The organism is Brevibacillus fulvus (assembly GCF_016908525.1).
In the GTDB taxonomy this organism is placed as follows: domain Bacteria; phylum Bacillota; class Bacilli; order Brevibacillales; family Brevibacillaceae; genus Brevibacillus_G; species Brevibacillus_G fulvus.
This window is the reverse complement of record NZ_JAFBEB010000001.1, coordinates 648,106-662,640: the sequence shown is the minus strand read 5'-3', so window position 1 is coordinate 662,640 and position 14,535 is coordinate 648,106. Positions and strand designations below refer to the sequence as shown.

Annotated in this window: 20 protein-coding genes and 1 riboswitch; of the genes, 11 read left to right on the top strand and 9 right to left on the bottom strand. The window is 50.2% G+C overall.

Features of this window, described 5'->3' with window-relative positions; genetic code table 11:
- Positions 1-62: 62 nt before the first annotated feature.
- The gene (locus tag JOD01_RS03315) at positions 63-1,391 is read left to right on the top strand and encodes a YjiH family protein (RefSeq protein ID WP_204516775.1); all 1,329 of its coding nucleotides are present in this window, start codon (positions 63-65) and stop codon (positions 1,389-1,391) included.
- A gap of 48 nt (positions 1,392-1,439) precedes the next feature.
- Here the strand turns inward: JOD01_RS03315 and JOD01_RS03310 are convergent, their stop codons facing one another.
- Positions 1,440-1,658 carry a hypothetical protein gene (locus JOD01_RS03310; protein WP_204516774.1) on the bottom strand — a complete coding sequence of 73 codons (219 nt, stop codon included), beginning with the start codon at positions 1,656-1,658 and terminating at the stop codon, positions 1,440-1,442.
- 249 nt (positions 1,659-1,907) lie between these two features.
- Between JOD01_RS03310 and JOD01_RS03305 the strand changes: the two genes are divergently transcribed.
- Positions 1,908-2,576 carry a CBO0543 family protein gene (locus tag JOD01_RS03305; RefSeq protein WP_204516773.1) on the top strand — a complete coding sequence of 223 codons (669 nt, stop codon included), beginning with the start codon at positions 1,908-1,910 and terminating at the stop codon, positions 2,574-2,576.
- Between the two features lie 110 nt (positions 2,577-2,686).
- On the opposite strand, the gene JOD01_RS03300 is transcribed toward JOD01_RS03305, so the two are convergent.
- Together JOD01_RS03300 and JOD01_RS03295 are read right to left on the bottom strand one after the other, a co-directional pair.
- Complete coding sequence (locus JOD01_RS03300; RefSeq protein WP_204516772.1) at positions 2,687-4,111, bottom strand: glycosyltransferase family protein; 1,425 nt, start codon at positions 4,109-4,111, stop codon at positions 2,687-2,689.
- Positions 4,112-4,240: 129 nt separating this feature from the next.
- Positions 4,241-4,753: a CBO0543 family protein gene (locus tag JOD01_RS03295; RefSeq protein ID WP_204516771.1), complete on the bottom strand. Its 513-nt coding sequence runs from the start codon at positions 4,751-4,753 to the stop codon at positions 4,241-4,243.
- A gap of 132 nt (positions 4,754-4,885) precedes the next feature.
- Here JOD01_RS03295 and JOD01_RS03290 point away from each other — a divergent pair, with 132 nt between their 5' ends.
- Positions 4,886-5,359, top strand: a complete 474-nt coding sequence (locus JOD01_RS03290; RefSeq protein WP_204516770.1) for a CBO0543 family protein — start codon at positions 4,886-4,888, stop codon at positions 5,357-5,359.
- An 81-nt stretch (positions 5,360-5,440) separates the two neighbouring features.
- Positions 5,441-6,319, top strand: a complete 879-nt coding sequence (locus JOD01_RS03285) for a GNAT family N-acetyltransferase (protein ID WP_204516769.1) — start codon at positions 5,441-5,443, stop codon at positions 6,317-6,319.
- 48 nt (positions 6,320-6,367) lie between these two features.
- Here the strand turns inward: JOD01_RS03285 and JOD01_RS03280 are convergent, their stop codons facing one another.
- From JOD01_RS03280 to JOD01_RS03270, 3 genes are all read right to left on the bottom strand, one after another.
- Positions 6,368-7,003 carry an FMN-dependent NADH-azoreductase gene (locus JOD01_RS03280; protein WP_204516768.1) on the bottom strand — a complete coding sequence of 212 codons (636 nt, stop codon included), beginning with the start codon at positions 7,001-7,003 and terminating at the stop codon, positions 6,368-6,370.
- A gap of 89 nt (positions 7,004-7,092) precedes the next feature.
- Complete coding sequence (locus tag JOD01_RS03275) at positions 7,093-7,422, bottom strand: YnfA family protein (protein WP_204516767.1); 330 nt, start codon at positions 7,420-7,422, stop codon at positions 7,093-7,095.
- 101 nt (positions 7,423-7,523) lie between these two features.
- Entirely contained in the window at positions 7,524-7,751 is a 228-nt protein-coding gene (locus JOD01_RS03270) for a hypothetical protein (protein ID WP_204516766.1), read from the bottom strand.
- Positions 7,752-7,850: 99 nt separating this feature from the next.
- Between JOD01_RS03270 and JOD01_RS03265 the strand changes: the two genes are divergently transcribed.
- Positions 7,851-8,282: a GNAT family N-acetyltransferase gene (locus tag JOD01_RS03265; protein ID WP_204516765.1), complete on the top strand. Its 432-nt coding sequence runs from the start codon at positions 7,851-7,853 to the stop codon at positions 8,280-8,282.
- Complete coding sequence (locus JOD01_RS03260; protein ID WP_204516764.1) at positions 8,283-8,747, top strand: aminoacyl-tRNA deacylase; 465 nt, start codon at positions 8,283-8,285, stop codon at positions 8,745-8,747. It abuts the gene before it with no gap.
- Between the two features lie 75 nt (positions 8,748-8,822).
- Here JOD01_RS03260 and JOD01_RS03255 read toward each other — a convergent pair whose 3' ends face one another.
- The 3 genes from JOD01_RS03255 to JOD01_RS03245 form a co-directional block, all read right to left on the bottom strand.
- Positions 8,823-9,308 carry a GNAT family N-acetyltransferase gene (locus JOD01_RS03255; protein ID WP_204516838.1) on the bottom strand — a complete coding sequence of 162 codons (486 nt, stop codon included), beginning with the start codon at positions 9,306-9,308 and terminating at the stop codon, positions 8,823-8,825.
- Between the two features lie 107 nt (positions 9,309-9,415).
- Positions 9,416-10,393 carry an NTTRR-F1 domain gene (locus JOD01_RS03250; protein ID WP_204516763.1) on the bottom strand — a complete coding sequence of 326 codons (978 nt, stop codon included), beginning with the start codon at positions 10,391-10,393 and terminating at the stop codon, positions 9,416-9,418.
- 168 nt (positions 10,394-10,561) lie between these two features.
- Entirely contained in the window at positions 10,562-10,756 is a 195-nt protein-coding gene (locus JOD01_RS03245) for a hypothetical protein (protein WP_204516762.1), read from the bottom strand.
- A 217-nt stretch (positions 10,757-10,973) separates the two neighbouring features.
- On the opposite strand from JOD01_RS03245, the gene JOD01_RS03240 reads away from it, so the two are divergent.
- The 5 genes from JOD01_RS03240 to JOD01_RS03220 all read left to right on the top strand — a co-directional run bounded on the left by JOD01_RS03240 (position 10,974) and on the right by JOD01_RS03220 (position 14,533).
- A complete protein-coding gene (locus JOD01_RS03240) occupies positions 10,974-11,222 on the top strand; it encodes a hypothetical protein (RefSeq protein ID WP_204516761.1) in 249 nt (82 codons plus the stop codon).
- 16 nt (positions 11,223-11,238) lie between these two features.
- On the top strand, positions 11,239-11,589 hold the full coding sequence (locus JOD01_RS03235) for a DUF952 domain-containing protein (protein WP_204516760.1): 351 nt from the start codon (positions 11,239-11,241) through the stop codon (positions 11,587-11,589).
- Between the two features lie 6 nt (positions 11,590-11,595).
- Positions 11,596-11,788: riboswitch (cobalamin riboswitch) on the top strand.
- Between the two features lie 162 nt (positions 11,789-11,950).
- Positions 11,951-12,985, top strand: a complete 1,035-nt coding sequence (locus JOD01_RS03230; protein WP_204516759.1) for a DUF4430 domain-containing protein — start codon at positions 11,951-11,953, stop codon at positions 12,983-12,985.
- Positions 12,982-13,647, top strand: a complete 666-nt coding sequence (locus tag JOD01_RS03225) for an ECF transporter S component (RefSeq protein ID WP_204516758.1) — start codon at positions 12,982-12,984, stop codon at positions 13,645-13,647. Before JOD01_RS03230 ends, JOD01_RS03225 begins: the two co-directional genes overlap by 4 nt.
- Positions 13,637-14,533: an energy-coupling factor transporter transmembrane component T family protein gene (locus JOD01_RS03220; RefSeq protein WP_204516757.1), complete on the top strand. Its 897-nt coding sequence runs from the start codon at positions 13,637-13,639 to the stop codon at positions 14,531-14,533. Before JOD01_RS03225 ends, JOD01_RS03220 begins: the two co-directional genes overlap by 11 nt.
- The last annotated feature ends 2 nt before the right edge of the window (positions 14,534-14,535 follow it).

Here is a 14,535-nt window from a genome sequence, read left to right as displayed (position 1 = left end):
AGGAGCCATCCGGGAGCGAGTGGAGAAGAACCAGATTATCCAAAAAGAGGGGGTTTTCCGAGATGAGCAATCCGCAATCCGAGTTGATAACCAGGCCGAAAGCAACGTCTTCCGCAAACGCAGCCAGGTTCGTCTTGTTCAGTTTAATTGGAATTTTCATGTTTTTTGTACCGATTACTATTAACAATACCTCATCCATTCCATTGGATCATCTGACAACTTGGATCCGGACGATGTTTCCATCAGTGGTGCCGTTGTATGCATTGCTTGTCATTTTGCTGGGCGCGATCTACCCGTTTGTGAAGAACACTTGGCGCAAGGATGCCGTAACGATGGTTTTCTCGTTCCTGAAAGTGGCTGGGGTTGTCGTTGCCCTGATGATTTATTTTCAGGTCGGACCAGCCTGGCTGATGGACAAAGACATGGGCCCCTTTCTTTTCCAAAGTCTGGTCATCCCGGTGGGGCTGGTCGTTCCGATTGGATCGATTTTCCTCGCTTTGTTGGTCGGTTATGGGCTGATGGAGTTTATCGGTGTGCTGGTACAGCCGATCATGCGCCCCATCTGGAAAACGCCGGGGCGATCAGCCGTCGATGCGGTCGCATCGTTCGTCGGGAGTTATTCGATTGGTTTGCTGATTACCAACCGAGTCTTTAAAGAAGGAAAGTATACGGTGAAAGAGGCGGCGATCATTGCCACCGGTTTTTCGACGGTTTCCGCCACGTTCATGATCGTGATTGCCAAAACTTTGGATTTGATGAGTTATTGGAATTTGTATTTTTGGGTTACCTTGGTCGTCACGTTCATTGTCACCGCGTTGACGGTTCGGCTTTGGCCGCTCAGCAAAATGAGCGACAGTTATTATGACGGACAGGGGGAACCGGAGGAAGTGGTTACCGCCAACCGTTTGCAGCATGCCTGGAATGAGGCGATGGTATCGGCAGACAAGGCTGCGTCGATCGGCCGCAACATTTGGGAAAATTTGCGCGACGGTTTTATCATGACCATGGGCATTCTGCCGTCCATTATGTCCGTTGGCTTGCTTGGTCTTGTTCTCGCGGAATTTACCCCGTTGTTTGATTGGGTGGGCTACATTTATTATCCGTTTACCTGGTTGTTGCAAATTCCGGAGCCGCTGCTTGCTGCCAAGGCATCGGCAATCGAGATCGCCGAGATGTTCTTGCCGGCATTGCTCGTTACGACAACACCGCTGGTCACCAAATTCATTATTGCCGTCGTCTCGGTCTCTTCGATTCTGTTCTTTTCCGCCAGCATTCCTTGTATTTTGTCTACCGATATTCCGATCAGTATCCCGCAGCTTTTGGTGATCTGGCTGGAACGCACCATATTGACGCTCATCATTACAACACCGATCGCCTACTTGTTATTGTAGGGGAGCCGGCCCGGCGAAAGGAAAGCCTGATTGTCAGCGTGGCGGGCCTTACAAGGGATAAGGTTCGCCATCGCGTCCAAACAATTTTCGCACCATGCCGTACAAGCTCGCGGGCATATTGGGAAAAACGATCCGGCAGGCAGAGGAACCTTCCCGCAGCAAAACGACCGGTTCTTCAACGAGATAAGGCACTTTCATCAGATTCAGGATTTTGGTATATTCGGGAACGACCGATTTGTCAATGGTGTAAAAAAAAGATTTGTTCAAGATGGCACACACTCCTTTTGTGATATTATAGCAAAAAAGGCGGGCGTCCGCTGAACATGAGCAAACAGGAACTGCTTATACGAGGGTGGTTTTTCAGGCTGTCGACAAGTCGGCAGCCTTCTTTGACTTTAACTGGCCGTAGGAAGGATTTTGCCAGCCGCGGAAAGTTTACGTCTTTTGGCCACACAATACATAGATACGTATCCTTTAACGAATTACTATAAGAAACTCATTCGGGAGGAGTATTCTGTGAGCAGTGAGCAACAAGCAATGCTCGTTAAGATTCGAGAACTCAGCGAAGAAAGAACGCAAGCATCCATCGACCATTGGCTGCAGTTTTCCAATATGGGCACTTGGCAATTTTGGGTTAGTGTTGTAGCACTCATTTTTCCTCTTGCCGTTCTGCTCATTTATTTGGATCGTCGAAGAACATTCGAAATCCTTTTTTTCGGTTTTGTGGTTCATGTATTAATGAACTATCTAGACGCTTATGGAGTAGCCAATGGATTAGTGGAACATCCTTACATAATCATACCGGGTATGCCGATTAACCTGGCCATCAACACGGCTTTGATCCCTGTCCTGTTTATGCTAACGTATCAGTACTGCATCAATCAGAGCCGTAATGTGTATTTTTTTGGACTCATTGCGGCAGTCTTCACCGGACTGGTACTTGGCGGTCTTGCGACTGCAACGGAATTTCTTCATCTCTTTAAAGGCATGAATATCTGGTATATTTTCGTCATTGATTATTTGGAATTTGTGCTTGCTTATTGGCTGACCTCTTTCTTCCTGAAAATTGGTAATCAAGACCTCAACCGCAAGGAAGGCAATCAAGCGATAACATCACCGAGGAAAAGACAAATCCGTTATGATTTCTTCCGTAAAAAAAGAGAAGCCGGTGGCGGAGCTTCATAACGCCGGAAGGGCGCCGTGTTGGTTCAACAAACGAAGCCAGTCGGACACGTTCGCAGCGTGTTGACTGGCTTACTTTAATTCACCTTTATAACGGATGTTTGGGGGGGCAGCTATTGTTGTCGCTGTATCTCCACTTTTTGCAACACAATCGGAGCGCTGGATGGCTGGGGAAGTTTATTGAGAATCACCAAAGCATAGCGGGCGTTCTCCGGAACCTTTGCCAATGAATAGGTAATCGTTTGGCGGGAGGGGCTTTTGATTGGGACCGTTGCGGCCAACCCGTAGGAAATGAACAGATAATCGCTATTGAGATATTGCACAATGGTGTTTAATTCCGGATGGTTTCCGATTTGTTGGCGGGCCGCAGTGACGGCCAAGGTACCGAGCTCATTCGTTTGAACGGGAATTATTTTTTGCACAAAACTGTTTACTTCTCCGCCAGCCAGCAAATAACCAGGGCGAGTATTGAGAGCATTGTAGGAAGACCAATCATCAAAGGACATTTTCTCAAGCTCAAGGGTGATTTTCGGGCGGTTTTCCACCGGATTTTTCCGGAAAGCGGTGTAGTATTGGAGTATAGTCGGCCAGATCGTGGTCAATGTCTTTTGATAAGCAAAATGCTCGATGGCATATTTGCGTCCGGCATTGGCGATTTCTGCCCGTTCGTCCGGATGAGCCAAATAATATTGGATCAGCTCAATCGTTTCTTGCGGCGAGCTGGAGACAACACAATGCACCCCGGGAGTCAGCTTTTCCCTGACACAAGGTGTATCGGAAGTCAGCAGGAAGCCGCCGCTTGCCAAAATATCAAAGGTCCGGTTGCTTAACTGATCGTTACAGGTTTGCACGCTGATCGAGATTTTCGCCGAATTGTATACCTTCGGTGTTTCCGTGAACGGCAAGCTTCCCTGCAGCATGTGAGCAGGCGCTGATACCCCCGCAAAATAATGCTGCAATTGATCCCAGCCTCTTCCCCAGATTTTGGTGTGAAACGGTTGATCGAATAGAGGGAGAACCAGATCTGAGATGCTTTTTTCCCGGATTTCGCCAAAACCAAAGTGAGGGTTGGCTGTGACGGCGACATCGCAAGCATAGGCGGGTTCGAACGGAACCGGTTTGTGAAACTCAGGGTTGCAACCAACATCAAAAAAGGCGGCGGGTACGCCCATTTGCTCGTAACGCTCGATGCAGGCAGCACTTCTTGTCAGGACAAAATTGGGCTGAATCTCGGACACATAAATGCGCGACCAGGCATCATGATGCAGCCAATCTTCTTCGGCAAAATAGACGTGAAACAGATTGTGCTTGTGCAAAATCTCCTTGACGGCGGGGATACGTCCTTCATTGGAATAGTTCACATGCCAAATATCCCATCCCATGCTGAAGGCCAGATCGGGTTGGAATTCCTCGATTGTTTGGTCCAACTGATCCAACTCAAAACTTCCCAGATAACACACTTCATGTCCGAGACTTTCCAACGCCTTGCCGATGGAGCAGCTGAAAATGTCGAACGATAATAAGGCGAGAATACGCATTGCACCACTCCTCTCCCATGCTCATGACGGCTGACATGCAGGAAACATTCACTACATCATATGAATAGCGTCAGGGAAGGAATGGACGGATCACCATTCATCAGCCTGTTTTTGGAAAGGCTGTTCGATTTATTTTCGCTGTTCGATCGGAATATGGATCGGAACGTTGAAGTACCATACCAAAATGATGATGATAAGAACGGAAAGCCCGTACGCGACGAGCGGTCTTTTGTGATGCAGATGCAACATTGGGAACATGATCAGGTCAAACAGAGCGGACCATAACAAGTTCCAGCCATATTGGTAATCGATGTGATGCGTCAGGACGAACACCGATTCCATCCCGACATAGAGCAGATACCAGCGTACATAGTGCCTCCACTTTCCGCCGCGAGAAGCGGGGAAATTGCCAAGAAAAAGCAGGGCTGTGCCAGGGAAGATCAGGAAGGTGTAGAGCAATTCCGTCAAGGTATGGTTCAGAAAACGATCAGGAAGCAGTCGCCAAAGGTAATGATTGGCCGTCAAATATTGATAAAGCAGGTTGCCGGCGGCATAGTAGAGCATGGTGGGATGGTACCGTGCCCAGTTTCGCCAGTCCCCCCAGCGCCAAAAAATAACGTACAGGCCAATAAGCACGTGCATAAAAAAATCACCTTGGAGTTCATATTGTCAACTATCATTACCAATAAAAGGAAATTTATAAGACTTTCTGGCGTAATAGGTCCGTTTAGGCGAAAGCAAGCGAGGAAAAGCTAGGATGAGAAAAACAGAAAAATGGTGATACGGTTGATTGTGTTGGTTGCCTCCATCTTGCTGTTCAATGCGTGCGCTTTTTTGGTGCCTAAACGGCTGTCTCATATCGAGATTTACGCTACGATGCTGTTTTCCTGCTTTTTTCAGCTGTTATTGGATTTTATTTTCAGCGCCAAGTACCATCTGTATGGTTATTTTAACGAGAATGCGGAATGGAGGGATTTGCTTGTCATCCTGGGGATCTATCCGGCGATTAGCATCTTGTATGTCAATTACATTCCTTCCGGCAAACGGTGGGGTGCAAAAGTTTGCTATATACTGGGCTGGTCAATCTTTTCCCTCATCTACGAATGGGTTTCGCTTAAAGCGGGCTACTTTTATTACCACGGGTGGAAATTTTGGTATTCGGCACTCTTATATCCAATCTTGCTGACGATTGTCGTGGGAAATTTAACGTTTGTGCGAAATATGGCCAAAAAACAGAAGTCGGCCTGACAGGAAAATGGTTTCATTTGTATAATTCGACTGGTAGTATGGTGGATAGGATCTACTTTTTGAGAGGAATAGAGTTATTCGATGGAACCATTCCGATTTTTAAAAGGGTATCAAACAGAGGAACTATATCGCGCCAGTTTGCATGAACTGGCCGAACGCACATTCGGCATAGATTTGGAAACGTGGTATCAAGCGGGTTACTGGACGGACAAGTATATTCCTTATTCCTTTGTTGATGAGGGGCGTGTCGTTGCCAATGTCTCCGTGAATAAGATCACGCTGTTGGTGGAAGGGGAATGCAAGCCGGCGGTTCAAATCGGAACCGTCATGACCGATCCCGCATACCGCAACAAAGGGTTGGCGAACAGCCTGATGCAGCGGGTTTTGGCTGATTGGGACAGCCCATCAACTGTTTTGTACTTGTTTGCAAACCGAACGGTGTTGGATTTTTATCCAAAATACGGTTTTCGTCCCGTGCCCGAACAACAGTATAGATTGCACTATGCACATGTGCCCGCGACACGGAACTTGCGCAAACTTGATGGGAGCAAGCGGGAAGATCAACAGTTTCTCTTTGAATTTGCCCGCGACAGAGTTCCGCTCTCCCGTATTTTTTCCGCGACGCACACGGCGGAGCTGTTTATGTTTTATTGCCTGTCGGCGTTTCGCCAAGACGCGTATTATTTGCCCGAGGAAGAAGCGATTGTCATTTTTCAGGCTGATCAAGCGCAACTGCATTTGTTTGACATCATCAGCAAAAAGCCGATTCGTCTCGACAACATATTGAAATCAATCGTTCGGACAGAAACGACGGAAATTGTGTTTCATTTTACTCCCGACGACCGGGAACTTGATTTTCAGCTAACACCATACGCGGGAAGTGAAGTCATGTTTGCGAAGGTTCCCGCCGGGTATCGCTGGCCGGCCGCTTTCAAACATCCGTTGACCGCACAGGCGTAACCTTGATGAAAGAAAAACAGCAGCCCGTGTGGAACTGCTGTTTGTCGGCTAGAAAGTTTTCGCTAATTGTTTCGCCTTGGCGATTGCGTCTTGTTTGATCTGTTCAGCCCGATCCGGATACTGGTTGTGTCCTTCCACAAACAAGCCCTCGAAGGAAGGAACCCCGAAAAATTTCATGATGACTGACAGAAAGCGATGGCCCATTTCCAATTCCGCCATCGGACCTTCCGAATAAATCCCGCCGCGGGCCTGAATATGCAGCGCTTTTTTGTCCGTCAGCAGCCCCACCGAACCTTGTTCTGTGTATTTGAAGGTTTTTCCGGCTGTACAAATCGAGTCGATGTAAGCCTTCATAATCGGCGGGAAAGAGAAGTTCCACATCGGTGTAACAAAGACATACTTGTCTGCGGCGACGAATTGATCGGTCAGTTCGGACAATCTGCCGACTTTGGCTTTTTCCTCTGCGGAGAGCTGATCAAAGGAACTGCCGGAGCGCAGCTTGCCCCAGCCGCTGAATACATCAGCATCGATGTATGGAATATTTTCCTTGTACAGATCAAGATGGATCACTTGATCGTCGGGGTGGGCCGCTTTGTATTCGTCGATGAACGCTTTGCCCACCGCCATGCTGTATGACTGTGTTTCGTCATTTGGATGTGCGGTAATGTAAAGTACAGTTGCCACGGATAAGCCCACCTTTTGTTAAGAGTTACAAGACTAGCGTTTCCCTGGCGGGTATCCCTGATTCTATGCAAATGGTACCAATGCTTGTGTCAGCCGGGACGCGGCGCAAACAATATGATCGCTGTGCCGAGCAGACAAAATAGCGCACCGATCCAATCATACAGATCGGGACGATTGTGGTCGATCCACCAGCCCCACAGAAGGGCAAGGACAATAAAAAGGCCGCCATAAGCGGCATAGATGCGGCCGAACGCGGGATACGTTTGCAGGGTAGGGATGATGCCGTAGAGAATCAAGATCAGGCCGCCGACCAACCCCAACCAGAAAGGTTTGCCTTCCCGCAACCATAGCCAAACCAGATAGCCTCCGCCGATTTCAGCCAGGCCGGCCAGCAAAAACAGAACGATCGAAACCCACAAAGGAATCACCTCAAAAGCAATTTGGGCGTAGCGATTCCTTTCATTTTAGCAGGTCTGATTATATTTACCAACGGAAGGATCGTGTTGAACAGCAATGGCTGTTAGCGATTTGCGCGAATTGCCAACCAAACAATGACAGCAAGCAAAATGAGGATGATCGCCAGCAATAGCCAAATCCATTTTCGCGAAGGTTGCTGCGGGATTGCTTGGTCGATCGCTGACGGCGGCAGCAGTATTTTGAGCAAGAACGGGATTTGCGCAGCCAGCATGGCGACAACTCCCGAAAAGATCCAAAATCTCATTGTTTTCTTCGCTTCATTTTTACTCATGATCGGTTTTCCCTCCTGATGGGGGATAGTATTGCCCAAAAAGCAGCCGCTCGGTTAATTGCAAACAATACATACAGATCTGCATGTTCAGGAGGGACTATGGCTGAAATCCGACCAATCCGTAAAGAGGAACTTGAGAGGTTTGCCCGACTGTTCGCCCAGCAGGAAGGGAATGAAACCGGCATGCTGCTGGCGATGGGCGATATGATGGAAGAAGGGCTGCCCGCTTATGGTTACTGGGATCAAGGGCAATTGCTTGGCGTGATTCATTTTCAAAAAGAACGATCGGCTCATAAACAACATCGTCCCTATACCTTGATTGGCATCGTCATCGTCCATCCTGCGTACCGGGGAAGAGGGATTGGCGAACAGTTGGTCAATTTTGTCAAGGCCGCATCCGAGACAGACTGGGTGCTCACTTCGCCGGCGGATACCGCCGCCGATCGTTTTTTTGCCAAGTGTGGCTTTTTTCCGGTTGATGATTCGGGGGAAGAACAGATGATGGCTTATTTCAAATCGGGGGAATTTTAAATGGACTTGTATCATCAAAAAGTGATCGATTTCATCGCCGATTCCGGTTTACAGGCCGAACATATCATTCTCGCGCACTCCTGCCATTCGGTTACGGAAGCGGCGACAGCGGTGAACGAACCCATTCAGCACTTCGTCAAAAACATCTGTATGGTCGCAGATGACGAACGCTTGATCGTTGCCATTGTCAAAGGAGAAGATCGCGCCAGTACCAGTCGGGTAGCGAAAGCATTGCAGTCAAGCCCTCCGCGGCTGGCGACGGAAACGGAAATCCTGGAAAAGACAGGGTTCCCTGCCGGCGGTGTTCCGTCCTTCGGTTTTCCGGCAACGTTTCTGATTGATCCGAAAGTCATGGAGGTTCCTTATCTGTATACGGGAGGAGGCTCACCGTTTTCATTAACCAGGCTAAGTCCGCAGGAACTGTTGGCCCATAACAGGGGAAGTGTGGTCAGGGTTCGAAAATAACGAACGAATCCGGCAGCTTGCGCCTTGCTGCCGATTTTTGCAAAGACGCGCCAGGCGATCCCATTCTTCCTTTCATCAAAGAAACAGCTGATAAAACTCCACATCTTGGTATTGGCCAAATTTGAAGCCAACTTCCCGAAACACGCCGACATATTGGAAGCCGAGTCGTTCATGCAGCACGACACTGCTTTCATTTCCTTTCGTGATCCCTGCGATCATCACATGGTATTGGAGCTGTTTCGCCCGTTCAATCAAGCGCTGCATTAACTGCTTGCCGATTCCCTTTCCCTGGTGGCGATGATCAACATAGACCGACGATTCCACGGTTTGTTGGTACGCAGGTTTGTCGCGATATTTGCCAAAGCAGGCGTAGCCGACAATCGCTCCGGCTTCCTCCGCGACCAACAGCGGATAGTTTTCATTGTATTTGGCAAACCATGCTTGACGCTGTTGTAACGTCTGTTCTTGCAAATCAAAGGTTGCCGCGGATGATCGGACAGAATAATTGTAAATGGCCAACAAGGCCGGCAAATCATTTGGTTCAGCGTCGCGTATGACGATCTTTGACAAGGCGGGACACCTCCGCTACTTTTTGAGGTAATTATATGTCATAATTTCTAACATGAAAAGTAATTTATTTACGGAACGGTCCCGCTGGCATCCCGTTGCTAGGGACCCAAACGAACCAGGCGGAGCGAGGCATTGACATGATTCAAGGAGTCGACGCCCAGCACGGCTGGCAAGGTCACCGGAAAGTTGCCGGCGTTGAGCAGGCGGATTTGCTGGCCGGCCGCAAGCCTGAGAATGCTGGAACCGGTGATTTGCAAGCATCCGCTGATCGGGGCGGAAAATTCCTGCCCATAGCTGGCTGTTGCTTGCGATTGATGATCGACCGTCACATGGAAGGCAGACTGGTAAAATTCCGCCGTCTGATTTTGGACAAGCACATCAAACAGGAGCAGGTAGTCCCCGTCAAGCACGATTTGCAACATGTCGGGAGCAGGGTGCAGCACTTGCTCGCAGATTCCTTTGCGATCGAAAGAGACGGTTGAATTCGGATGAACGATCTGTCGGGTATTATTGCAGACATGTCCGTAAGCTGTGCGGAGGGGAAACGGGGACGATGGCAGGACGCCGTCGAGCGTTCGTTGCGATTTGCTGACATCCGGCTGTTCCGCTTTGTCCGAATGTGCGGTCAGTGTCAAACGATCCACAAACAGCGCGGCGCTTTCCTCGAGCGGCAGTTTGTTGATCAGCACCATTGCCCGGGCCGTCGACGCAGGTGCGTCTGTCGTGACCAAAAGCAGGTCAAGCCATGCTTGTTCAGGGACTTCGCCGCTGGTCAGATTGTAGACGAGTCCGTATTCCAGCAGTTGAAAAGCGTCGTTATAAAAAGCGATCGAAATGGAGACCGGCGGGCTGGCGATGGGGGCAAATTTGCCCAAAGTCACCTGCAGGGTAAAGCTTTGACCGCTTTCGGCGGCAACGGTTTGCCCAAGATAGGCATTGACCGCGCCTCCCTCCAATCTCGCGCTGAACGAGCCGGTTTGGCTGTATGTTCGATCGAGCTCCACATGATCGGCAAACCAAGGAGCCAATGATCCCTCGGAAAAACTGCTGTTGACGATTCGATTGTTCGTTGACAAGTTGTCACCCCTTTCCGATTACTATTGCATATGCCAATCGCCGGCCGAGGGAAAGGGGAGAATGTCACAGGAAGGCAAATTTCAACAGGTCTGGCGAAAAAGTCGCTTTGCCGGTGAAGGGACGCGGGAAAAAGAAAGGCCTCCGCAAAGGGGAGGGCCAGTTGTTGTTCAGGAAGTGGTTTCATTTTCTGCAGAACGTTTGCCTGGTGCGGAAAACATTTGATTTTGCTGACGATTGGCTGCCGCCTGTTCACTGGCGAATTCTGTTGACGTCAAGTTTGCCGCCGAGTCGGGGGAGCTGTTTTGAATCTGTTCCGCAGCTTGTCGAGCGGTCATAGCGGAGCGTTCTTCTCGCTTGGCCATGGATGCATTCACCTCCTTGCCTTCCTAATTTGTTCATTCTTGCTGGCGGCTATGCCCGTGAGAAAACGCGCGGAACGGTTCGCCGACCGCCGTCCGATTGTTGCTTAAACAGATAGAGCATGATACACTCTTGCTGGTTGTTGACAAGCGTGCACGGAACGTTTGGGCGCAGAGTCAATAAGAATTCGGATGTTTACAGCGAAGAGAGGTGGTTAGAATGAATATCCCGATCTACCAGATTGCCTATAAAATCGGCATACATCCAACCGAGCTGGCAAAAATCGTCCGGGATGGAGACGTAACGGGAGAAGTGCCGGGAAATAATCCGCAGTCGAAGGATGCTTGGGTCGACCTGCTATCGCTGCGCAATTACTACGTTTGGATTTTTGAAAAAGGGCAAATCAGCGAAATGACGTATCAAAAGGCAATTCGTCATATAGATAATGCCATAAAACAGCAGAAGTGAAAGGAGCGATGCAGACATGTCGACGATCTACTGTCTGGTGCCGTCTGAGTATTGGCAACAATTTGCCGAGCGCCGTGATTACGTGCCGAGAGATTATGATGAGGAAGGGTTCATCCACGCGACAAAAGGGGAAGACTTGGTGGAACGGGTGGCCAACAGGGTCTATCCTGATTTTGAACAAGAGCTGCTGTTGCTGGTTATTGACGAATCGCAAGTTACCGCCCCCATTCTGTATGAACGGGCAAAAGACGGCTTGTTGTACCCGCACATTTACGGTCACTTGAACAAGGAGGCGATCAGCGACATCCGCAAGATGCGCAAGGCGGCGGGGGCATGGCAAATCGGAGAATCTTGTTGCGCACCCTAACATAACTTCATAACGACTCCGCTTCGGTGATGACCGGAATGGTCATTGAAAAGGGAAAGTGGTGAGAAGCCACTGCAGTCCCCGCTACTGTATGCACGGACGTTGCTCAAACGAAAAGCCACTGGCCGCGGTTGGCCGGGAAGGCATGAGTTGCGGTTGATGTGCGAGCCAGGAGACCTGCCAAGCGGTTTGAATCCTACTTTTGCGGGTGTAACAAAAGAGGGGTGTCGATCGCGGTCCGCTAGTCTTTGATGTAGGGGATTCGAACGTCTTTTCGCACCTCTCTGTCTGCAGGGAGGTTTTTTTCTGACCTCTTTTGCCCCAAAATTTTTTCTACTGGGATTACCAAGGGAGGATTAACGTGAAACGCAAAGAATGGTTGACGATCGCAATGGTCTGCGTTTTTTTGCTTGCCGCTGCGGTGGGACTTTATCAATATCGCGAAGCGCAGACAAACGAGCGTCCGCTGCCTCAAGGACAAACTTCCGTAACACCGCAACCAGATAAGCAACCAGAGCAGCCGATTGCGCACTTGTGGATCACGCGCGATTTTGGCGCCAGCACTTTGCTGGATGAACAAGTGCCGATCGGACAAGCCGAAACGGTGAGCGATCTGTTACAGGATACAGTCGACGAGGTAGAAACAAGCTACAATGGCTCGTTTGTTCAGTCGATCATGGGAATCGGCTCGACCGGTTCTGGGGAGCAAAAGCAGGACTGGTTTTACTATGTCAACGGGAAGGCGGCGGAAGTAGCCGCGACCGAATATACGGTGAAAGCGGGAGACGTCGTTTGGTGGGATTATCACAGCTGGAAATATGCGATCAATACGCCCGCGCAAATCGGAGCCTATCCGCACCCATTTGTTGATGCGGCTGCAGAAGCGGCGCAGACTGCCGTGGTGATGGCTAGTCCCGGTTATGAAGCGCTGGCCAGGCAAACGGCGGCGTGGCTGACAGCGCACAAAGCCGGGCAAGTCAAGCAAATCGCTTGGAATGATGAAGAATTGCAGGCGGCTCATCCGCTGATCCTGGTCGGTGACAGCAAAGCGTTGGCCAACTCTGCGTTTCTTCGGTCGCTATGGGAGCAAAAGCAGCAGCTCGGACTGTTTGCCGAACTGACGGCTGACGGCATTCGTACGTTTGATCAATATGGAAAGCCGCGGAAAGTGTGGACCAGCGGAGGGACAGGAACGCTTCTGGCCACGATCCATCCTGCAACCCGCCAGCCGTTGTGGATCGTGTCCGGTACGGACCGCCAAGGGGTTGAGAATGCGGCTGCTTTGCTGCGGACCGATGAAGCTGAGCAATGGCCCTTGCAACCGTATTTTTCTGTCGTACTCAATCAGCAGCAAAAAATCCAACTGCCGATTGTCGATAAAGAGGTTCAGCAATGAATATAGGCATTGTGCTGCTGGTCGCGCTGCTTTCCCTGTTTGCGCTGATTCTGCTGGTGGCGGAAAAAGCGAGAATGGATGAAAAAAAGCTTGCGGTCGTAGCCACGCTGGGCAGTTTGGCGGCAATCGTCCGCATACCGTTTGCTGTGCTCCCGAGCGTCCAGCCGAGCAGTTTCCTGATCATGTTGAGCGGGTATATTTTTGGCGCGCGTGCCGGGTTTTTGGTCGGAGCGATCACGCCCTTGTTTTCCAATCTGTTTTTGGGACAAGGTCCTTGGACGGTGTGGCAAATGCTGGCCTGGGGGCTTTGCGGCGCTTCTTCCGGCTTGCTGGGAAAACTGCGCAAGCGCGGTGCGGCGCCGCTGTTGGACCGGCCAGGCAGACGTTGGCTGTTTATCGTTCATTGTACGCTGTGGGGTTTTCTCTACGGCTGGATCATGAATTTGTGGATCTATACCGGAATGGGGGCATTGGCCAATTTTCGTACATTCATCGGCCTGTATGTCAGTTCCCTGCCGTTTGATGCCGCGCATGCGTTGGGGAATTTTTTCTTTTCCGCGCTGTTTGCGCAAAATACGGCGAGAATTTTGGCGCGTTACCATCGCCGTCTGGTGATCGCCCGTTTTCCGGCATGGAAAGGAGGTGCGGACGGTGAAAAGTGAGGCAGAACGGAATGTTTGGCAAATCGCCCATCCGGCGATTGTTGTATTGCATCTGGCGACACAGCTGCTGTTTGCGTTTTTATGGGAACTGCATCCATTGTTTCTCTGTGGACAACTGGTATTGATCGCTGTCTGGGCAAAACAAGAAGGGGCATTTGCGCAGTTGCGGCCGTTTTTTGCAATGACGTTGCTGTTCGGGTTCGCCTATTTATGCTTGAACACGCTTGTTTTGCATGAAGGGCGAACCTATCTGTGGAAAGGGCCGATTTTGCCCTATTTGGGACGGCTGGATGCGACGGTGGAAGAGCTGAGTTATTCGCTTTGCGGCGTCATCCGTCTGGTGATTTTGCTGCTCGTCTCCCAACTGTTTCAACGGTTGGTTGATCATGACCGGTTTTTTTTCCTGTTTGCCGAAGCGGCGCCTCGCTTTGTTACCACAGCGCTTTTGTCCATTCGCCTGGTTCCATTCCTGCAGCACGAATACCGGCGAATTCGGGAAACCGCCAAACTGCGGGGACTGGAACCACAGCGGGCAAACGGGTTGGGACAGGTTCGGTATAGCTGGTTGTTGCTGCGTCCTTTGTTGCACAGCGCACTGGAAGGAGCATGGCTGACAGCGGAAACATTGTACGCGCGCGGGTTTGGCAGCGGGAAAAGGTCGAGCTACCAGCGAATGGCGTTGCGGCCACGGGAAAAAACCGGGGTCCTGCTGCTTTTGCTGCCGTTTGCATTTGCACTGTATGCCAAAGGGCTGGGTGTAGGTCAATTCGCCTTTTTTCCGCTTTTTTCCTGGCCCGATCCGCTTGGTGACCTGTTTGGATTGGGCTGTTTTCTGCTTTTATCAATTGTGCCGATCATTTGGTTTCGCAGAGGGGAGGAAATGTGACG